Consider the following 19,850-nt stretch of genomic DNA (forward strand, 5'->3'; position numbering starts at 1 on the left):
TTACCATAATCATTTAGCAAACCCAATTGATTACAGTAATAAAAAAAGCCTATATAAGGCTTAATTCATCTATTACGGCTTTGTATTAAAATCTCTCATGTCGCAGCCACTTAGCTTGCACTTTTTTAACTATTTTTTGCTGTTAAAGTAGCAAAGTATTATCAATTAAATGAAATTGCTCTGCGCTTTGTTTTAATACCTCAGCGGTTAATCTGTCAGCACCATAAACATCGCACGGTACATTATATTGATTTTTTAAATGCCCAAGTAACAAAGCAAAGTCACCATCGCCAGAGAGCAAGATAACCTTATCAAGATTTTTACCCTGCTCTAACATGTCTATTGTTATGCCTACATCCCAATCGCCTTTAGCGCTTCCATCACGACGTTGAATAAATGGCTTTAGCTTTACGTCAAAACCAATTGCACGCAAAATATTTTGAAACTGATTTTGTTTTTCATCTCCTCGATAAATAGCATACGCAAAAGCACATTCAATATTGTATTGCGTCTGCATTACCCGCCAAAACGCACTGTAGTCAAAATTTTTCCCGTAACTCTCACGGCACGTGTAATAAATATTTTGTACATCAACAAAAATGCCGACCCGTGGTTTCGTGCTTTGCTGCTCGTTTTGTAAAGTCATTTAGTGTCCTAATGAGGATTAATAGCAATTAAAATAAGTGTACCTTGCAATTTGCATTTAAGTAACCTAAATTGGTTACACAGCATTATGTAACCAATATTGGTTACATAACAAAAAGTAACCATTTTGAGATTTTTATGATTGGTGTGATCAGCGGTGATATTATTAAATCGCAAACAATCCCTAAGCAGCAATACGATGCCATGCTTTATCAACTAGAGCAAAGCTTGCGAAACATTTCGGGTGAGCAGGCCCTTTGGAATATATACCGAGGCGATGCCTTTCAGTTACAAATTAATAATCCTGAGCTCCTTTTTAAAAATGCCTTACTTGTATATTTACACCTTAAATCGTCAGGTTATGAGCTGCGCCAAAGCTTGGCTCTTGGGCAAATAGATAATCCACGCAGCGATATAAAAACAGCAACCGGTTCTGCTTTTACCCTTTCAGGGCAAGGCCTTGATAAAATAGGCAATCAACGCTTTGTTTTTAATATTAACAAGCAGCAGCTCGATGAAAGCTTAAATATTAATTTAGCCTTTGCTGACGTATTGCTCACTAAAATCACACAAAAACAAGCAAATGCCCTGTATGTTTATTTAACCTCACCAGATAACAGCCATGCGGCACTGGCTAAAGAGCTTCAAACAAGCCGAGAAAATGTAACCAAACTACTAAATTTAGCGCACTACCAACTTATAGAGCGCTTTATTGCGCACACACAGCACGTTATAAAAAATATAATTAAAGGAGGTGAATAATGGGATTTTCACTTTTACTGGTCGCGCTTATTATTGGCCACTTACTTGCTGATTTTTACTGGCAACCTATGAGTTGGGTAAACGAGCGAAACACCCGTCACTTTAAAGCAAGTAAGCTTTATTTTCATGTACTCGTGCATGGTGTAACAAGTGCAGTCATAATTACCGTATGGGAATACACCTTTGGGTGGCAACAACTAAGCAGTATTTTAATTGCCACAGCGAGCATTATGTTGAGCCATTACTTTATTGATATAGCAAAATCGTATTCTAATAAAGGCGTGGTGCCTTTTTTACTAGATCAAATAGCGCACATACTCGTTATTATTATGCTCAGTATTTGGCTAACTGATAACAGTAGCTTTATGGCTGCAATTAATAATATGCTCACTGATCCCAAAATACTGTGGGTAATGTGCGGTTATTTAATTATTTTAAGTCCCAGCGCCGTATTTATAAGAATGATGTTAGAGCGTTTAACAAGTAACTTTTCAAGTACTGGTAGCTTAGTGCTTGCAGGGCAAAGCATTGGTATGCTTGAGCGCGTACTTATGCTGAGCTTTATATTGCTTGACCAATTTGCAGGGCTTGGTTTTTTACTTGCTGCAAAGTCGGTATTTAGGTTTGGCGATTTAAGTGCTAGTAAAGATAAAAAACTTACCGAGTACGTTATGCTCGGCACATTACTTAGCGTAAGTGTGACTTTATTTGTAGGCTTGGGTATTAACTATTTAATCAGGTAGGCAATACAGTAAGTACAAATTACAGACAATAAAAAACGCGCGACTTCTATTGAGAAGGTAGCGCGTTTTTTTGTATCAGCGTTTAACTAAATTCTAAATTAATTAAACGCCAATGCAATCATTAATCGTTATTTGTGCGGCGACGGCGTTGGCCATTGCCACCAACCGATTGGCGTTTTGCCCATGGGTTTTGCACATTATCATCTGTTTTAGCTGCTGGCTTTTTAGAACCACCACGGCGTGGGCCGGTACCATTACCACCATTATTCGGCTTTTTGCTGTTAGGCTTGCTGCTATCAGATTTAGGCTTATTAAAAGGCTGTTTTTTCTTAGGCTTTTTAGCCGGTAACGGACGAGCATCTAATGCGCGTTCAGCTACTGGATTAATAGGCTCAAAACCATCTTCTTCAGCACGTGGTATAAGCTCACCAATAAAGCGTTCAATACCGTATAAATCTACTGCATCATCTACCGTTACAAACGAAATCGCATGACCCGACGCACCAGCACGGCCAGTACGACCAATACGGTGAACGTAATCTTCATATACGTTTGGTAAGTCGTAGTTAACAACATGCGGTAATTCAACAATGTCTAAACCACGTGCAACAATGTCTGTTGCTACAAGTACACGTACTTCACCGCTTTTAAAGCCATCAAGTGCTTTTACGCGCGCGCCTTGTGATTTATTACCATGAATAGCCGCGCCTACAATATCATCGCGCTCTAGTTGTTTAACTAAGCGGTTAGCACCGTGCTTTGTCCGGCTAAACACTAATACTTGTTGCCAATCGTTAGTGCGAATTAAGTGACTTAGCAATGCTGTTTTACGTGTTTTATCTACCGCGTAAACGCACTGAGTAACACTTTTAGCTGTAGTATTTTTTGCAGCAACTGAAATTTCAACTGGGTCATTAATTAACCCCTTTGCTAATGCACGAATATCATCTGAAAATGTAGCCGAAAACATCAAGTTTTGGCGTTTAGCAGGCATTTTAGCAATTAAGCGCTTAATATCATGAATAAAGCCCATGTCTAACATGCGGTCAGCTTCATCGAGTACAAGCACTTCGACGCTATCAAATTTAACTGCATTTTGATTATGTAAGTCGATTAAACGACCTGGCGTTGCCACTAAAATATCAACACCTTTGCGAAGGCGCTGCATTTGTGGGTTAATTTTAACGCCACCGTAAACTACAAACGAGCTCACATCCGAATGCTTAGCGTACTCTTCAACGTTTTCGCTTACTTGCAAAGCAAGCTCACGCGTAGGCGTTAAAATAAGTGCACGTACGTGGTTACTTTTAGCTTTTGGGCCTGACGACAAACGCTCAATAAGTGGTAATGTAAAACCCGCTGTTTTACCTGTACCTGTTTGCGCTGCTGCCATAACATCACGGCGTTCAATAATTGCAGGAATTGCTTGAGCCTGAATCGGCGTTGGCGTTTCATAGCCCTTTTCTAAAACCGCATTAACCAAAGACTGTGATAAACCTAAACCTTCAAAACTCATATAAACTCTCTTTTAAATAAGGCTACTTTAGCCAGTTGCGCGCATTATACCTGTAGTAGCTAAGAATGCATGCCATTATTTGCGTTGCAGGCAATTGAGCATAGTTTAATAAAATAAAACCGGTGCTCAAGTTGCTTAAAAATGCAAAAACGGCCATAAGCCGTTTTTTGTTTATACTTAATTACTCTAAGTATAAGAGTTACTTAACACCTAACTCACGCAAGCGTTCTTGCAAGTAGCTATCTGCCGTGTAGCGCTCTGAAAGCACAACATCTGGATGCGGATGTAAAAATAACGGTAGTGAAATACGCGATTTAGTAGATGCTTTACCCGTTGGGTTAATTACACGGTGAATTGTCGATGGGAAATACCCGCCCGACGCTTCCTGTAACATGTCACCAATATTAATAATAAGGCTGCCAAAATCACATGGTACGTCTAACCAACCGCCATCTGTTTTTTGAACTTGTAGGCCTGGCTCGTTTGACGCTGGCAATACAGTTAACAAGTTAATGTCACCGTGGGCAGCGGCGCGAATAGCACCTGGCTCTTCGTCACCTGTCATTGGCGGGTAATGTAAAATACGTAACAATGTTTGCTCAGAATCAGCAATCATGTCTTTTAAATCAATTGAAAACTTAGCACGAACATCTGCTGGTGCTTCAGCCTGAACCCAGCTTAATAATGTGCCAGCAAATTCACTTGCTAAACGGTAATATTCACGTACGTCAGCTTCAAGCTGGGCAGGAACACGGCCTTTAGGATACACATGGAAGTACTCTTTAATGTCTTTTACTGTAAAGCCTTTCGCTACTTCTGATACTGAAGGCGGAAAGTAACCGTCTTGAGTGTCTTTAGAGAATAAAAAGTCGTGCTTTTGCTCTGAGTTAAAAAAGTCTTGCCAATTTTTGTAAATAGACTCAACTAAAGACTGTGGGATTGGGTGGTTTTTTAAAACGCCAAATCCAGTATTTCTTAACGATTCAACAAATTGTGCAGCCGCATCGGGAGCTTTATAATCAACAGTAGGTAATTGCATTGTACGTTCCAGTGAGTAGGTTGTGTGAAGTGAGTTGCTTTTAATAGTGCTAAATTACTTATAAAAGTAGCAAAGCCTTCATTATAGCGCTATGCGAGGATAGACAAATGGCCTCAAAAACATAAGGACATATGTCCGCAAAACATAGTCACCGCCACTTGGCTTGATCAAGATCAACTTGTAAAAAAACGTTGAATTTGCAAAGTTTAGTAACTATCTCTGGTCTATTATTAGAATATATTTTATTTGTGTAAATAAGGCCCCCCATGCGACAAAAAGTATCTTTTAAAAGCGGCGATTTAGAACTTGCCGGCCAACTTGAACTTCCCTCTGGTGATGTTAAGTTTTACGCGCTATTTGCACACTGCTTTACCTGCGGTAAAGACATTGCAGCAGCTACACGGATTAGCCGTGCACTCACACAACAAGGTATCGCCGTGCTGCGTTTCGACTTTACCGGTTTAGGTAATAGTGATGGCGATTTTGCTAACAGTAACTTTTCATCAAACATTCAAGATTTAGTATCTGCGGCAAATCATTTACGTGAGCATTTTGCACCGCCGCAACTACTCATTGGCCACAGTTTAGGCGGGGCAGCCGTTCTTGCTGCTGCGGAGCATATTCCTGAAGTATCGGCTATTACAACCATTGGGGCACCGTCAGATGCGCAGCACGTAGCGCATAACTTTGCAGCTCACCTTGATGAAATTAACGCAGCAGGTGAAGCTAAAGTAAGCTTAGCTGGTCGCGAATTTACCATTAAAAAACAGTTTATAGACGATATAGCCAAGTACGATAAAAGCCACATTAGTAAGCTTAAGCGCGCACTATTAGTAATGCACTCCCCTATTGATGCGACGGTAAATATTAGTGAAGCTGAAAAAATTTATGCATCAGCTAAACACCCTAAAAGCTTTATTAGTCTAGATAACGCCGATCACCTTTTAACAAATAAAAACGATGCCGACTACGCAGCACAAATAATTGCAACGTGGGCAAACCGATATGTTAAATACGACAAAACTAAATACACGGCAAGTTTAACGGGTGGCAATGTACTCGTTGAAGAAAAAGACCATGTATTTACTCAGCACGTAAGCACCAAAGATCATACTTGGCTTGCAGATGAGCCAATAAAAGTAGGCGGTAAAAACTTAGGTCCTGATCCGTATCATCATTTATTAGCGGGGCTTGGTGCCTGTACGGCAATGACACTGCGTATGTACGCTACACGTAAAAACTTACCACTGGAGCATGTAAAAGTAGAGCTTGATCACACTCGCGATTACAACCAGGATTGTGAGCAAACAGGTAACCTTGAAGCTATTACCCGTAAAATCACCTTACGTGGCGAATTAACAGAGCCACAACGCCAGCGTTTACTCGAAATAGCCGACAAATGCCCAGTGCATAAAACACTGCATAACAACCCAGTTATTGTGAGTGAACTGGTAGAGTAACTACCATAAAATTGATATAGCGCAGATCACACTGCGCTATGATTTAACTTTTATAAACCTAATTTTTACTATCTAAAAACCCCTCTACTTCTTTACTCATTCTATCCACCAGCCATTTTGGCCCGCCATCGTACATATCGTTATGACGTGATTTTTCTATTAGTGTTTGTGTAACAGGAAACCTATCGAGCTCTGAATCATTTAACAACACATTCGCATCAGCTGGATAATCACTACCGCGCAGTGTAAGTACGCGAATGTTTTTATTACGTGGGATCAACATACGACGATGATCGAGCGTAATAATTTGGCTTACTTCATTGGGGTAAATAGAGCCGTATAATGACGAAATATCCCCGCCGTTTGAGTGCCCAAATAAGGTGAGTTTTGTAAAGTCGTACGCAGGGTATTTACTCGCAAGCTCTTTAACTAAAAACTTAAGCGTTACTACGCCACGGTGCCAATTTTCCATGCGAGTGGTTAAGTAAGGCTGCTCACGGTTTAAGTTAGGGTCGGTTTCTAATTCATGTGCAACTGCTATTGTTAAATATCCACGCTGATTAAACGCATTACTGGCAAACGTATACTTCTTATGGCTAATCCCGTAACCTGCGTTAATAAACGCTACAGGACATTTTACTTGTTCAGTGCACTTAGTGTTAATTGGTAGTGTGATATTGATAGGAATAGAGCGATTACGGCTTTCATCAGTTATAACTCCATCGTTTGCATAGCTTGTTGCGCCGATTACTGATGCACTTAGAGCTAGTGCACTTAACATAAAAAGCTTTTTAAGTGTTTTTTGCATATTTAAATTTATATAAATTATTGTTTTTAATTAAAAATAACTTTTACTTTATAGGTTTGCATTCTCTATTGTCAAACTATGCGATAATAGTCGCCATTATTTAAATATATTTAGTAAAAGATCCAATAAATGAAATCATACAATAGCATTCAAGAACGTATAGAAATTTTAGAAGACAAACTAACTGCAATACATGACGAAATCGAAACACTTAAAACCCCTGCTAGAAACAACAATGAACGTATTATTTTTAAGTTTATTGAAACAGGCAGTACAGGTAAAACAAAGGATTTTGTTCGTGAGTTAGGTATTAAATCACCACGTGACGGTTTGTTTTCATCAGGTGACGTTACAAAACTAATTAAAGATGGCGCTGAAGATATTTCACCAGCGTTATTAGCAATCGCAAGGCAGCTTGCCAGTGCACGTAATAAAAATGGCCCTAGCCGTTAATTACGCAGTCACGCAGTATCTAGAAGCCAGCCAAGCTGTCGCTTCTAGATAGTAATCATATTAAACTAAATTAATCACAAAGCTCTATATTAAGGCTGGTAAGTAAATTAAGTGCTTCGAAGCGATCAAACTTAGCATTCTCTAAAATATTATTATTCAAATCTATATTAAACGCTGTCGCACCTACAAAATCACATTTTGTTAAGTTAGTTTGAAAAAACTCACTATCGCGAAAATCTGTTCCTGTAAATTCACTACCGCTTAAATCAGCATGTCTAAAATCAACATTTTTGGCAAAGCAGTGTGTTAGTTTGAGGGCTTTGAGGGTTAATTCAAAAAAAGAACTATTACTGAGCTCACAATAATTAAAACTCACCGGTGCGTTAACACTTAGCGCTGGCCAATCTACGTCAGCCCATTGCACACTATTTAATTTACAGTGGCTAAAACTTACATCCTCAATCGAACTGTAGTTCCATTTTAGTGACGATAAATTACAGTTGTTAAAACTGCACTGTATAAATCGGCAATGTTTAAACTGCCCGCCTGAAAAGTCGCAATCGGTAAATGTACACTGTTCAAATTCTGAACTTTCAGTTGTTCTCTCTGCGTGCTGTAAAGTACTAAATTGTTGTTCGAAGTAATGACTATGATTGGCTATTGACACTATTAACCTAGTTTTTAATGGACGTAGGCGCTATTTTTAGGTAAATCTTTTTTTAGTGCAAGCACTGCTATAAAAATCAAACCAAACAGTGGAAATAATGCCAAGCAACCACCTACAAAAGCCAAAACACCTGGCGTAGAACTTTTTCGCTTACCTATTTTATAACTAATTAATGAAAATATAGGAATGCAGAATAAAATAAAAAAAGCTAAAAACTCGCCGAACACAGTTAAACTAATAGCCATAATAATTCCTTTTTATATCCGTTTCGTTCTTTTAATAAGTAATTATACGATAAACAATCTATACCAACCTGCATAAACCTTTGATCAATTTAATGAATTAAATTGCACTATAACGTCGTTAAAAATTTTTTATTTAGAACAACTAGATAAAAAATTTTTGCCTAGTTCTAACGTAATTTTCTTAACGTTAAATAGACCCCGTATATAAGCAAATTGGTATTACAAGATTATTTCAGTCTAGGCACAAAAAAACCCTTAAGCAAACAACTTAAGGGTTTTTAAATTTAGCTCAATAAACTAAACAAAGATTACTCTTCGTTAGGTATCGCTTTTTCTACAACATTAATTGCAAGCTCAGCTAACGAATCCATATTAGGTTTGCTTGGCGCATCAGTTAACAAACACGACGCTTGTGTCGTTTTAGGGAATGCAATAACGTCACGAATGTTATCGGTACCACATAAAAGCATTGCTAAACGGTCAAGGCCAAATGCTAAACCAGCATGTGGTGGCGTGCCGTATTTAAGTGCATCAAGTAAAAAGCCAAACTTGTCTTGTTGCTCTTGCTCGTTAATACCTAAAATTCTAAATGCAGTTTCTTGCATATCTGCATTATGAATACGTACCGAACCGCCACCCACTTCGTAGCCGTTTAATACCATATCGTAGGCATCTGAAATAGCAACTGCTGGATTTGCTTCAAGCTCAGTTGCGCTAATATCTTTTGGTGCAGTGAATGGATGATGCACAGCATGTAATGTGCCTTCGTCATCTTCTTCAAACATTGGGAAGTCTACAACCCAAAGTGGTGCCCAGCTATCAAGGTTAGTGATTTCTAAGTCAACACCAATCTTAACGCGCAGTGCGCCCATTGCTTCGTTTACTGTGTTGCGTTTATCAGCACCAAATAAAATGATATCGCCAGACTGTGCATTAGTACGTTCAAGCAATTTAGTAATTACGTCTTCACTTAAAAACTTAGCCACTGGCGATTGAACACCTTCAGCGCCGGCAGTGTGGTCGTTTACTTTCATCCACGCCATGCCTTTAGCACCGTAAATACCAATAAACTTAGTATAATCGTCAAGTTGTTTACGAGAAAGCTTAGCGCCACCTGGTACTGTTAATACAGCAACACGGCCTTTTTCGTCGTTAGCCGGACCTGAAAAAACATTAAACTCGACGTCTTTAACTAAATCGGCAACATCAATTAATTTCATTGGGTTACGTAAATCAGGCTTATCAGAACCGTAAAGGCTCATTGCTTCGCTATAAGGCATGATTGGAAAATCGCCTAAATCAACGTTTAGTAATGACTGCCACATCTCACGGATCATTTTTTCAGTCATACCACGTACTTGATCAGCGCTCATGAACGAGGTTTCTATATCTATTTGGGTAAATTCTGGTTGGCGATCGGCGCGTAAATCTTCATCTCGGAAACATTTAACAATTTGGTAGTAACGGTCAAAACCCGACATCATCAACAATTGCTTAAACAACTGTGGAGACTGCGGTAACGCATAAAAACTACCTTTGTGAACACGGCTCGGTACTAAATAATCGCGCGCACCTTCTGGCGTTGCTTTAGTAAGTACTGGTGTTTCGATGTCTAAAAAGCCGTTTTCATCTAAAAAGCGACGAACAAAGCTGCTTGCTTTAGCACGTAATTTAATACGGTCACTCATTTCTAGACGACGTAGGTCTAAGTAACGGTATTTTAAACGACGCTCTTCTGAGTTTACTTGGTTAAAATCAAGCGGTAATGGCTCAGAGCGGTTAATAATATTAAGCTCTTTACCTAAAATTTCGATCTCCCCTGTTGCCATGTCTTTATTTACTTGGCTGTCTGGGCGTGCGCGAACAATACCTTTTAACTGAACACAAAATTCTTGGCGAAGTGTATTAGCTGAACTCATTAACTCTTCAATGTCAGAGTCGAATACAACTTGTACTAAACCTTCTCTATCGCGTAAATCGACAAAGATAAGTCCACCAAGGTCACGTCGTTTGTTGATCCAGCCACATAGTTCTACTTCTTGATCTACGTGGGTTTTATTTAGCTGTCCGCAATATATAGAGCGCATAGTTTTCCTGTCTGATAAAAGGCTTAAACGGTGACGTTATTTGCGTTAATACATGTGATTAGATAAGCATAAACACAATAATACAAATAAAACCGCTAACAATTTAAAAATAATCAAATTAATTCCTGCATTATACTCAACTAACATTAAGATGCTAGGGCGTGTACACCTTTTGCCCTTGAATTTACAGCAGCTCGTTTTGTTATTTGCTACACTATCGCCACTTTATAATAAGGCGCTAGTTTGTATGTTATATATTGGATGCCCGCAGTGGTCGAGTAATGCATGGAAAGGCAATTTATTTTCAAGCCAATGTAAAAACGCCGATATGCTTAGCCAATACGCCCAGCATTTTAATTCTGTTGAAGGCAATACCAGCTTTTACGCCGACCCATCGCCAAGCACTGTTTTACGCTGGGCAAACAGCGTACCCGACGATTTTAAATTTACGTTTAAGTTTCATCGTCGCTTTAGCCACGAGCTGCACCTAACTAATGTTCAAACCGAGCTTACTGATTGGCTTAACTTGTTCTCCCCTATTTTAGAAAAAACCGGGCAAATTATGCTGCAATTACCTAAAGCATTTGGCCCAAATGATTTACCTAAACTCACCCAATTTATTAGCTTGCTACCTAAAGAGGTTAATTACGGGGTAGAGGTACGTCATACTGCGTTTTTTCAAAAAGGTGAAGCGGAAATTGCGCTTAATCAGTTATTACTAGCAAACAACATAAATCGCATATCGATGGATACTCGCGCCTTGTTTGCGGTAAAACCAACAACCGAAGCGCTAATTGATGCACAGCAAAAAAAGCCGCATTTACCTGTGCATGCCATTGCTACAAGCACACAACCCATGGCGCGCTTTGTTATCGCCGATTTACAAAACGACTATAAACCCTTTTATAAACCGTGGCTAAGTAAAGTAAAACAATGGCTTGATGAAGGAAAAACGCCTTATGTGTTTTTTCATACAGCAGATAACCGCGAAGCGCCATTATTAGCAAGGCAGTTTTGTAAGGACCTTGGTTATAATCACAAAGCATTAAACCCATTTACTGGCGAAAAAGAAGCCCACCAGCAAGCACTTTTTTAAAAGTAAAACGACAGAGAAGCAATAATGAGTGAATACGCACGTTACTTTACCGGCTACCCAGCTAATATTGTTGAGCAAGTATTAAGTCTTATAGATAACAACAAGGTATGTGACTACTTACTTAAAAAGTATCCGCAAGCACATACCATTACTAGCGATAAACTACTTTATAGCTATGCAACTGAACTTAAAAAACAGTATTTAAAAAATGCGCCACCATTTGGGCGTGCTGCTTTTAAAAAGCAAGGCGACATGGTTACCAACGCACTTGGAACGCATACGTATAGAATGCAAGGTAAAACCCGTAAGCACGATTTAGCGATAAACAGCGACTTACTGCGCGCTCCAGAGCCATTATTAAAAGCGCTAGTAGTGCATGAGCTCGCTCACTTTAAAGAAAAAGATCACAACAAAAGCTTTTATAAACTTTGTTGCCATATGGAGCCGAGTTACCACCAGCTCGAATTAGATTTAAGAATTTTTTGCGTTGTCGTCGCCATGGGCCAAAACCCTTATATAACGTAACCATTTAATGACAAAATGTAATTGCTAAATCATCAATCTAAAAAATAATATCAAATAAAATATAAAACTACATAATTGCTCTACATTTGATAAGTACACTCATCAGTAAACACTTATACAGAGCTATTTTGGAGTTTTATATGTTGAACAATACTTATGTCTTTTTATTTAGTGTGCTGTGCTGCTTAGCCTTAAGTGCCTGCAACGAGCAAAACAGCCAATCCTCTGCACAATCAAACCTTAACAATTTCACTTTGAGTAGCGAAAAAGTAAGTGATGGCGGTAACTTGCCTATAACTTATACGTGCGATGGACAAAGCATTAGCCCTCCACTTAACTGGCGTGGTGCACCTAGCGCAACTAAATATTATGCATTAATTATGGATCATAAAGCGCCTGAAGGGATGCATTGGTATTGGACCATGTACAACATTGCCGCCGATAAAACACAAATTAAAGCGGGCGAAACTCTCGGTGAAGTAGGCTCTAATAGCGTAAACGATTTAAATCAATATGCACCGCCTTGCTCTAAAGGTCCGGGTGAAAAAAGCTATACTTATACTGTTTACGCATTATCTGCACCAGTTACTTTTAACAGCGATACAAAGGTAGATCGCGCAACATTACTCGCCGCTATGGAGGATATTACGCTCGATACAGCCAGTATGACGGTAAAGTACTCGCGCAGCGCCGAGCACAAGCCTAATGCAAGACCAAAACCAAATAAGCAACCAAAGCCTGATAAATCCTTTTTAACTGCCAATGTAAAATCTCCTCGTTGCGATACGATTACCCAATCGGTAAGTCATGCAGGGTTTGATCAAAGTGTATCTGTTACGTGCGATGAACAATATGCTTATATTATCTCATCTACTTACCCTGATCATGACTTAATGACCGGTATTACAGGCACTAACGAGCAAATACCGGTTCCCGCTAAAGACTATGGTGCCCCCATAAAGCTAAACCCTAAAAAAGCAAAAGCAATTACAACAATTGATGCCGCCGTAGGTGTTGCCGTTAATGGCGTACCAATATACGACTACTCTTCACAAGGCGAGCTTGATGTAAATAAATACGATAAAAAGCACGACACGTTAGCACTCGGACAGTTAGATATTTGTGGTGGACACGCAGGACGAGGTGATGACTACCATTATCATGTATCGCCAACGTGTATGATTGACACAATGAAAAACCAATCAAGCGATGCCATTATTGGTTGGGCTTACGATGGTTATCCGCTCTATGGTAGTAAAAACCCAGACGGCAGTGCAATTGCCAAAGGTGACCTTGATGTATGTAACGGACAAACCGACGACACATTTGGCTATCGCTACCATACATCGGCTAAACCGCCGTATATAATTCAGTGCTTAGTTGGTGAAGTAGATACCAAAAAATTGCCACGAGTGTCACCACTGAGCGGTGATACCCAAGGTATAAGAGCCGACCTGCGCCCGCCACAAGGAGACGTTGAAAACTTAACGCACACAATTTCTAAAAACGGCAGTCGCACTATGAGCTACTCATACAAAGGTGAAAACTACTTTACTACCTACAGCCCGGCATCACAGGGAAAAGACTGTTACAGCTTTAAACAAAAAACGATCAGTAATGGTGGCAAAGTTCAAACAGGTACATTTTGTAGAGGTCCGCAACCCAATCATCATACGCCTACAGTTACTGAACAAAATACAAACCCTGCCATTACAGGCAAGCATAACTTAAAACTAGAAGCATGGGCTGATAACTGGTTTAAAGCCTACATAGGCGAGCAATTACTTGTTGAAGATTCTGTGCCTATCACCACAGAGCGTTCATTTAATGCACAAAGTATGACGTTTTCTGCAAATTACCCTATTGAGCTTAATTTAATAATTAAAGACTTTAAGCAAAACGACACGGGGCTTGAATACATCGGTGCTAAAAATCAGCAAATGGGTGATGGCGGTTTTATTATGCAACTTACCGACACCGATACAAATAAAGTGGTTGCGCTAAGCAATAAAAGCTTTAAATGCGAAATACTTCACAAAGCGCCGCTTAACAAATTATGCGAAAGCGAAACAAACCCCGTTGCAGGCGAAGGCGCTTGTACATTTATGTCAAAAGAAGCGCCCACTAACTGGCTGCAAAGTAACTTTGACTATACAAACTGGGCTAACGCAGTAGAGCACAACTTTGCCGATGTAGGACCAAAAGACGGTTACGACGATATTAACTGGGATAAAAACGCAAAGTTCATATGGGGCGAAGATTTAGAAACCGACAACACCCTTATTTGTAAAGTAACTATTGAGCAACCTCAATAAACAAAAAGGCCAACACGCCCAAGTAAAAGGTAGTAATTATGTATTTTTTAAAAAAATTAAAATGGCTAATGCTCGTATCTATTTTAACAAGTATGAGCGCTCATGTGAGTGCTCATGTATTAAAAAACACAACAGCACAGGTCATTTTAAGAGACGGGCAAGTTGAGGTTAAAGTACTCACTAATGCTGAGCATTTAATTTCAGCGCTGCAAAGCGAGCAAGCATGGCTTATGGGCGATATTGATAAGCTCATGCCAACAAACTTAGGTGCAGAGCAACAAGAAGAGTTTGTAAAAAATGCACTTAAACAAAAAATGTGCTTACGTGTAAATCAGCAAGTTATAGCGTTTGAACGCATCGCGTTTACCACCAGCAACAGCAATGAAGCGCACAACCTAGAAATTGTTTTTCAAGCTAAGCACACATTTACAACAGTAGATGAGCTTGCCATATCGTTCCCTAAAACTTTAGGCGCAGTAAACGCAAGCTTTGTAAAACCACAATATAAGTTCCTGGGTGCTGGCGATACCGCAAAAATTACGTTCTAGTCCAAATATCAACATATCTAAAAAGCTTACTTAAAAAGGATTTTAGTAAACAACTCCCTAAATACGCTAATTGTAGGCACATAATCAATATGCAATACTGCTTGATACGTTAACACATGATTTTTACTATTTGCCAATCAGTGAAATTAATACATAAATTCTTTTTAGCTTTTTTTATCACTAATACCGCCCTAGTTGGGCTTATGTTTGTGTTTATATACATGACCTTTTCGTCAGGGTTTAACGACTTTGTTGAACAAGAAGAAACAAAGCATGTATTAATGGTTAAGCAGCAACTTATTGAGCTTTATAGCGAATTAGGCAGCTGGCAACCCATTACGCAAAACACTCAATTATGGCGCTCTATTGTAGAGCCGCAAAAAAAGCCAGGCGAACCTAAAACTAATAAACACACAAGCACCCCACCCAAACCAAATAGCAGCAATGCAACGCCCTCTTTATTGTGGATACACTTACCTGCGGGTTCCCTTAAAACAGGGCAACGTATAAGTTTATATGATCAAAATAAAAAGGTTGTTGTTGGTAGAGCTAATTTAAACGACAACCCACATATAGAAACTATTTTATTAAACAATAACGTTATAGGCTGGATAGGTTTAGTCCCTTCAAAACTTGTGCAAAGTAGCCCAGCTAAAGCATTTTTAGCAGCGCAATTTAATAACTATTTTATGATCACGTTACTCGTTATTGTGCTCGCATTTATTATGGCTATTGTGTTATCTCGCCATTTAATAAAACCAATAAAGCAAATAGTGACTGGCACCGATGAGTTAACAAACGGAAATTTTGCCAGCAGAATACCCTCCTCTAGTAAAGATGAGCTAGGTACTCTATCCAACAATTTTAATGCCTTAGCCCACACGCTTGAGCAAAACCAACAAATGCGATTTCAATGGGTGTCGGACACATCTCACGAATTAAGAACCCCACTTACCGTGCTGCGCTCGCATTTACTAGCCATACAAGATGGCGTATTTACAGCCGACACAAAGCGCATTAATTTACTCATAAACCAAGTAAATAACTTAAGCCACATTGTTGACGACCTAGCCCAACTAGCACAAACAGATAGCGTTAATTTAACCTATAACAATGCACGCATTGATTTAATAAACATTTTTAAGCAATCAATTGAAAACTACAGTGCTCGTTTTAAAGAGCGTGAATTAAATGTAGATAGCAAAAGTTTGACCAAAGCCGGTAAATGTATAATAAATGGCGATAAAGAACGCCTTGTACAATTATTTTCAAACCTGTTAGAAAATACCTGCAGATACACGCATAAAGACGGGCAAGTAACAATACTTGCTAACAAAACCCCCAATAATATTGAGCTTATACTACAAGACTCAGCCCCAGGTGTTTTACCAAACGACTTACAAAAATTGTTTGAGCGTTTTTATCGCGTTGAAAAGTCTCGCAGCCGAGAGCACGGTGGCTCGGGCTTAGGACTTGCACTTTGCAAACAAATAGTAGAGGCACATGGCGGTCAAATATCGTTGCACAACTCACCACTCGGTGGGCTAGAAGTTAAAATAACGCTGACACTTTTGGGTTAAAATAATGGCATCACAAAAAGTACTTATCGTTGAAGACGAAGAGAGCATTGCAGAGGTACTTATTGCCTACGCTAAGCAACAAAATTACGAAACTAAGCATTTTAATAGTGGCAAAGGTGTCGTTAGTTTTGTAAAGCAAAACGCAGTAGATTTAATACTTCTTGATTTAATGCTGCCAGATGTTGATGGCACAGAGTTATGTAAGCAAATTAGAGCCTTTTCAAATGTGCCTATCATTATGCTTAGCGCAAAAGGCGAAGAAATAGACCGCTTAGTAGGTTTAGAACTCGGCGCCGATGACTACATTTGTAAACCTTTTAGCCCTAAAGAAGTGATAGCACGCATAAAAGCGGTACTAAGAAGAACCAGCCAGCCTAAAACCAACACCGACATCAACACCATCATTTATAATAATTTTCAATTGCACAAAGACGATTACGAAGCGCACCTGAATGGCAAAAGCATTGGCTTTACCGCCGTCGAGTTTAAAATATTTTTATTATTTATAAGCCACGTAGGTCGTGTTTTTACCCGTGAAGATATTATTAATAACGTATACAGCGACACAACCTACATATCCGATCGTAACATTGATACACACATTAAAAACATACGAAAAAAGATTAACGATATTCAAGCAGAACTAAACCCAATAGCTGCAGTTTACAGCGTAGGTTATAAGTTTAAAGAGTAGATTTACTTATTTAAACTAAGCTAACATGACGAAAAAGCGCGATATAAATCGCGCTTTCATTTTAATCACCAACAGCTAGAGATTAATAATTGATCAGTCGTTGAGGGGCATTTTATTCCACCCAACATACGTAAATAAACTTAAAGCCCTAAGCCTGCCATAAAGTCGTCATCGGCATCATCTTGTTCTACTGGCACATTTGATTTTGCTTTATCTGCTTTCTTTTTTGCCTCATTGGCTATAATGTCATCTGGATCGATTGCTTCTGAAATATCAAAGTCGTGTAACTTAATAAACTCTGTTTTATCCATCGCTAATTCCAAGTAAAAGATATTTTGTTTACTTGTAGTGAATGTTACGCGGCGGGCTTGCGGCCGATCCATCGTGGTATCTACCGATATTTGCACTTGCTTGTTTATTGCCATCATTTTTGGCTGGTTTTGCGTAATAGAGGTATGTAACTGCTCACGCACTTTAGAGGTAAAATCGCCAACAATTTGGTTCATTAACTCGCCTAATACGTTTGATACGTCGTCTGATAAATGGCTATGCGCTATTTCATCTTCTGGCATACCCATGTTGCGCATGTAATCGCCATAAATTTCCATCGCCGCTTGCGAAGTAAAGTTGGTAATAACAAGTCCGGTAAAACCACCATCAAATAACACAAAACAGCCTATATCTGGTCGCATGCATGTACGCGTTATTTTTTGCACCATTGCAGAATAACTAATATCATTACCGCTGGCTGATGAAAGTACACCTGTCACCGAATGACAAAGGGTTGCTAATATATCGTCTGTGCTAATAACCTTACTTTTGCTCATTTAATCTTCTCTTTTGTACTTATTATGCATAATTCTAGATAAGCTACTGAATTTATCACTGACTATCCAGTATAAAATGTTAAAATAGCATCATTATTTACAAAGAGACTGCCTTCGTGACCATAAAAGACAGTATTTACGCCTCTGAGCAACAAGTAAAAGATTTTAGCTTTGACCAAAATGTGGTCGAAGTATTTCCTGATATGATTCAGCGCTCTGTGCCAGGTTATGCAACCATTGTAAGCACGATGGGTAAATTAGCCGGCGAATACGCACAAAGTAATTCAAACCTGTACGACTTAGGTTGCTCGCTTGGTGCAGTAACACTAAGTATGCGTCGTAATATTCGCACTGATAATTGCCACATTATTGCAGTAGATAACTCACAAGCCATGGTTGAGCGTTGTAAGGTGCACTTACAAGGTTTTAAATCGGATGTGCCGGTTACTGTTACTTTAGGCGATATTAACGAGCTTGAGATTCAAAACGCATCGGTTGTGGCAATGAACTTTACACTGCAATTTATTCCACATGCGCAGCGCCAAGCCGTGCTTGAAAAAATATACGATAATCTTAAACCTGGTGGCGTGCTACTACTTAGCGAAAAAATTAAAGCCGAAAACGAGCAATGCGATAACCTATTAATTGATTTGCACCACGACTTTAAACGTCACAATGGCTACTCAGAGCTTGAAATAAGCCAAAAACGCACTGCTATTGAAAACGTAATGCGCCCCGATACACTCAGCACTCACTTTAATCGTTTAAGCGATATTGGCTTTAGCCAAATGCAGGTGTGGTATCAATGTTTTAATTTTTGCTCAATGGTAGCAATTAAATAAAAAGAGTAATTTATGTCTCAATGGTTTAACCAATTTTACGCTGCAATTGCACAAAGCCCACTTAGTCACTGGTTAGAAACCCTACCCGCTCAATTAAAACATTGGCAGTTAGAGGCAAGCCATGGTGATTTACCTAAATGGCAAAAAGTACTTAAAAATCTGCCAGAAGTAAAAACAACCCACGTTGATATAGCTACTAAGGTAGAAATTGGCGCGCCTGGAGAAATGAGCGAAGGCGAGAAAAAACAAGCCATGCATTTATTAAAACGCATGATGCCATGGCGCAAAGGCCCATTTAGTGTGCACGGTATTGAAATAGATACAGAGTGGCGCAGTGATTGGAAGTGGGACCGCCTCTTACCACATATTGAGCCATTAAAAGGCCGCACTGTTTTAGATATTGGCTGTGGCTCTGGCTATCATTTATGGCGTATGCGCGGTGAAGGCGCCGAGTTTGTGGTGGGTATTGATCCGTCTGATTTATTTTTATGTCAGTTTCAGGCTATTAAACACTACAACCCAGATGAAAACGTACATTTATTACCACTAGGTGTTGAGGCATTACCCGAGCTTAAAGCCTTTGATACGGTTTTTTCGATGGGGGTGCTTTATCATCGTCGCTCGCCAATTGATTTTTTAGCGCAGTTAAAAGCGCAGCTTCGCCCAGGTGGCGAGTTAGTGCTTGAAACCTTAGTGATTGAAGGCGATGAAAATACAGTACTCGTGCCCACCGACCGCTACGCAAAAATGCGCAACGTGTGGTTTATTCCAAGTACTGCTGCATTAAAACTGTGGATGGAGCGCGTTGGCTTTAAAGATGTGCAAATAAAGGATTGTGCAATTACCACGCTTGACGAGCAGCGTAAAACCGACTGGATGGAAAACGAATCGTTAGTTGATTTTTTAGACCCAAGCGATACGAGTAAAACAATTGAAGGCTACCCTGCTCCACTTAGAGCAATATTAACTGCAAAAGCATAGCGGTTAATTTAACGCCT

The 19,850-nt window shown here is 39.4% G+C and carries 20 protein-coding genes; 12 read left to right on the plus strand and 8 right to left on the minus strand.

The window, feature by feature from the left end; translation table 11 throughout:
* Positions 1–142: 142 nt before the first annotated feature.
* Positions 143–646, minus strand: coding sequence for an NYN domain-containing protein (locus V6260_RS16295; protein WP_341595139.1), 504 nt, complete (start codon positions 644–646; stop codon positions 143–145).
* Between the two features lie 137 nt (positions 647–783).
* On the opposite strand from V6260_RS16295, the gene V6260_RS16300 reads away from it, so the two are divergent.
* Positions 784–1,407, plus strand: coding sequence for a hypothetical protein (locus V6260_RS16300; RefSeq protein ID WP_341595140.1), 624 nt, complete (start codon positions 784–786; stop codon positions 1,405–1,407).
* A complete protein-coding gene (locus V6260_RS16305) occupies positions 1,407–2,150 on the plus strand; it encodes a DUF3307 domain-containing protein (protein ID WP_341595141.1) in 744 nt (247 codons plus the stop codon). The genes V6260_RS16300 and V6260_RS16305 overlap by 1 nt, the downstream gene beginning before the upstream one ends.
* A 121-nt stretch (positions 2,151–2,271) precedes the next feature.
* Here the strand turns inward: V6260_RS16305 and V6260_RS16310 are convergent, their stop codons facing one another.
* Both V6260_RS16310 and V6260_RS16315 read right to left on the minus strand, forming a co-directional pair.
* On the minus strand, positions 2,272–3,666 hold the full coding sequence (locus V6260_RS16310) for a DEAD/DEAH box helicase (protein WP_341595142.1): 1,395 nt from the start codon (positions 3,664–3,666) through the stop codon (positions 2,272–2,274).
* 199 nt (positions 3,667–3,865) lie between these two features.
* The gene (locus V6260_RS16315) at positions 3,866–4,705 is read right to left on the minus strand and encodes an isopenicillin N synthase family dioxygenase (protein WP_341595143.1); all 840 of its coding nucleotides are present in this window, start codon (positions 4,703–4,705) and stop codon (positions 3,866–3,868) included.
* Positions 4,706–4,971: 266 nt separating this feature from the next.
* Between V6260_RS16315 and V6260_RS16320 the strand changes: the two genes are divergently transcribed.
* Positions 4,972–6,165 carry a bifunctional alpha/beta hydrolase/OsmC family protein gene (locus tag V6260_RS16320; protein WP_341595144.1) on the plus strand — a complete coding sequence of 398 codons (1,194 nt, stop codon included), beginning with the start codon at positions 4,972–4,974 and terminating at the stop codon, positions 6,163–6,165.
* Between the two features lie 58 nt (positions 6,166–6,223).
* Here the strand turns inward: V6260_RS16320 and V6260_RS16325 are convergent, their stop codons facing one another.
* The gene (locus tag V6260_RS16325) at positions 6,224–6,973 is read right to left on the minus strand and encodes an alpha/beta hydrolase (protein WP_341595145.1); all 750 of its coding nucleotides are present in this window, start codon (positions 6,971–6,973) and stop codon (positions 6,224–6,226) included.
* 129 nt (positions 6,974–7,102) lie between these two features.
* Here V6260_RS16325 and V6260_RS16330 point away from each other — a divergent pair, with 129 nt between their 5' ends.
* Positions 7,103–7,426, plus strand: a complete 324-nt coding sequence (locus V6260_RS16330) for a hypothetical protein (protein ID WP_341595146.1) — start codon at positions 7,103–7,105, stop codon at positions 7,424–7,426.
* 70 nt (positions 7,427–7,496) lie between these two features.
* On the opposite strand, the gene V6260_RS16335 is transcribed toward V6260_RS16330, so the two are convergent.
* From V6260_RS16335 to aspS, 3 genes are all read right to left on the minus strand, one after another.
* Positions 7,497–8,093 (minus strand): pentapeptide repeat-containing protein, encoded by a 597-nt coding sequence (locus V6260_RS16335; RefSeq protein ID WP_341595147.1) that lies wholly within the window; start codon positions 8,091–8,093, stop codon positions 7,497–7,499.
* A 14-nt stretch (positions 8,094–8,107) separates the two neighbouring features.
* Positions 8,108–8,338, minus strand: coding sequence for a hypothetical protein (locus V6260_RS16340; protein ID WP_341595148.1), 231 nt, complete (start codon positions 8,336–8,338; stop codon positions 8,108–8,110).
* 308 nt (positions 8,339–8,646) lie between these two features.
* A complete protein-coding gene (gene aspS, locus V6260_RS16345) occupies positions 8,647–10,425 on the minus strand; it encodes an aspartate--tRNA ligase (RefSeq protein ID WP_341595149.1) in 1,779 nt (592 codons plus the stop codon).
* A 247-nt stretch (positions 10,426–10,672) separates the two neighbouring features.
* Between aspS and V6260_RS16350 the strand changes: the two genes are divergently transcribed.
* From V6260_RS16350 to V6260_RS16375, 6 genes are all read left to right on the plus strand, one after another.
* Positions 10,673–11,521: a DUF72 domain-containing protein gene (locus tag V6260_RS16350; protein ID WP_341595150.1), complete on the plus strand. Its 849-nt coding sequence runs from the start codon at positions 10,673–10,675 to the stop codon at positions 11,519–11,521.
* 24 nt (positions 11,522–11,545) lie between these two features.
* Positions 11,546–12,046, plus strand: coding sequence for a M48 family metallopeptidase (locus tag V6260_RS16355; RefSeq protein ID WP_341595151.1), 501 nt, complete (start codon positions 11,546–11,548; stop codon positions 12,044–12,046).
* Positions 12,047–12,186: 140 nt separating this feature from the next.
* On the plus strand, positions 12,187–14,361 hold the full coding sequence (locus V6260_RS16360; RefSeq protein ID WP_341595152.1) for a YHYH protein: 2,175 nt from the start codon (positions 12,187–12,189) through the stop codon (positions 14,359–14,361).
* Positions 14,362–14,399: 38 nt separating this feature from the next.
* Positions 14,400–14,909 carry a hypothetical protein gene (locus tag V6260_RS16365; RefSeq protein ID WP_341595153.1) on the plus strand — a complete coding sequence of 170 codons (510 nt, stop codon included), beginning with the start codon at positions 14,400–14,402 and terminating at the stop codon, positions 14,907–14,909.
* Positions 14,910–15,112: 203 nt separating this feature from the next.
* Positions 15,113–16,489, plus strand: coding sequence for an ATP-binding protein (locus V6260_RS16370; protein WP_341595154.1), 1,377 nt, complete (start codon positions 15,113–15,115; stop codon positions 16,487–16,489).
* A gap of 4 nt (positions 16,490–16,493) precedes the next feature.
* Entirely contained in the window at positions 16,494–17,183 is a 690-nt protein-coding gene (locus tag V6260_RS16375; protein ID WP_341595155.1) for a response regulator, read from the plus strand.
* Positions 17,184–17,323: 140 nt separating this feature from the next.
* Here the strand turns inward: V6260_RS16375 and V6260_RS16380 are convergent, their stop codons facing one another.
* Positions 17,324–18,010 (minus strand): DUF3334 family protein, encoded by a 687-nt coding sequence (locus V6260_RS16380; RefSeq protein WP_341595156.1) that lies wholly within the window; start codon positions 18,008–18,010, stop codon positions 17,324–17,326.
* Positions 18,011–18,126: 116 nt separating this feature from the next.
* Here V6260_RS16380 and cmoA point away from each other — a divergent pair, with 116 nt between their 5' ends.
* Together cmoA and cmoB are read left to right on the plus strand one after the other, a co-directional pair.
* Entirely contained in the window at positions 18,127–18,852 is a 726-nt protein-coding gene (cmoA, locus tag V6260_RS16385) for a carboxy-S-adenosyl-L-methionine synthase CmoA (RefSeq protein WP_341595157.1), read from the plus strand.
* 12 nt (positions 18,853–18,864) lie between these two features.
* On the plus strand, positions 18,865–19,833 hold the full coding sequence (gene cmoB, locus V6260_RS16390) for a tRNA 5-methoxyuridine(34)/uridine 5-oxyacetic acid(34) synthase CmoB (RefSeq protein WP_341595158.1): 969 nt from the start codon (positions 18,865–18,867) through the stop codon (positions 19,831–19,833).
* Positions 19,834–19,850: the final 17 nt, after the last annotated feature.

The sequence above is a fragment of the Pseudoalteromonas aliena genome (genome assembly GCF_038155085.1).
GTDB lineage: Bacteria > Pseudomonadota > Gammaproteobacteria > Enterobacterales > Alteromonadaceae > Pseudoalteromonas > Pseudoalteromonas aliena_A.

Excerpts from the sequence above, each read along its gene's own strand:
- V6260_RS16295 (WP_341595139.1), bottom strand. The coding sequence starts at position 646 with ATGACTTTACAAAACGAGCAGCAAAGCACGAAACCACGGGTCGGCATT.
- V6260_RS16300 (WP_341595140.1), top strand. The coding sequence starts at position 784 with ATGATTGGTGTGATCAGCGGTGATATTATTAAATCGCAAACAATCCCT.
- V6260_RS16305 (WP_341595141.1), top strand. The coding sequence starts at position 1,407 with ATGGGATTTTCACTTTTACTGGTCGCGCTTATTATTGGCCACTTACTT.
- V6260_RS16310 (WP_341595142.1), bottom strand. The coding sequence starts at position 3,666 with ATGAGTTTTGAAGGTTTAGGTTTATCACAGTCTTTGGTTAATGCGGTT.
- V6260_RS16315 (WP_341595143.1), bottom strand. The coding sequence starts at position 4,705 with ATGCAATTACCTACTGTTGATTATAAAGCTCCCGATGCGGCTGCACAA.
- V6260_RS16320 (WP_341595144.1), top strand. The coding sequence starts at position 4,972 with ATGCGACAAAAAGTATCTTTTAAAAGCGGCGATTTAGAACTTGCCGGC.
- V6260_RS16325 (WP_341595145.1), bottom strand. The coding sequence starts at position 6,973 with ATGCAAAAAACACTTAAAAAGCTTTTTATGTTAAGTGCACTAGCTCTA.
- V6260_RS16330 (WP_341595146.1), top strand. The coding sequence starts at position 7,103 with ATGAAATCATACAATAGCATTCAAGAACGTATAGAAATTTTAGAAGAC.
- V6260_RS16340 (WP_341595148.1), bottom strand. The coding sequence starts at position 8,338 with ATGGCTATTAGTTTAACTGTGTTCGGCGAGTTTTTAGCTTTTTTTATT.
- aspS (WP_341595149.1), bottom strand. The coding sequence starts at position 10,425 with ATGCGCTCTATATATTGCGGACAGCTAAATAAAACCCACGTAGATCAA.
- V6260_RS16350 (WP_341595150.1), top strand. The coding sequence starts at position 10,673 with ATGTTATATATTGGATGCCCGCAGTGGTCGAGTAATGCATGGAAAGGC.
- V6260_RS16355 (WP_341595151.1), top strand. The coding sequence starts at position 11,546 with ATGAGTGAATACGCACGTTACTTTACCGGCTACCCAGCTAATATTGTT.
- V6260_RS16360 (WP_341595152.1), top strand. The coding sequence starts at position 12,187 with ATGTTGAACAATACTTATGTCTTTTTATTTAGTGTGCTGTGCTGCTTA.
- V6260_RS16365 (WP_341595153.1), top strand. The coding sequence starts at position 14,400 with ATGTATTTTTTAAAAAAATTAAAATGGCTAATGCTCGTATCTATTTTA.
- V6260_RS16370 (WP_341595154.1), top strand. The coding sequence starts at position 15,113 with ATGTTTGTGTTTATATACATGACCTTTTCGTCAGGGTTTAACGACTTT.
- V6260_RS16375 (WP_341595155.1), top strand. The coding sequence starts at position 16,494 with ATGGCATCACAAAAAGTACTTATCGTTGAAGACGAAGAGAGCATTGCA.
- V6260_RS16380 (WP_341595156.1), bottom strand. The coding sequence starts at position 18,010 with ATGAGCAAAAGTAAGGTTATTAGCACAGACGATATATTAGCAACCCTT.
- cmoB (WP_341595158.1), top strand. The coding sequence starts at position 18,865 with ATGTCTCAATGGTTTAACCAATTTTACGCTGCAATTGCACAAAGCCCA.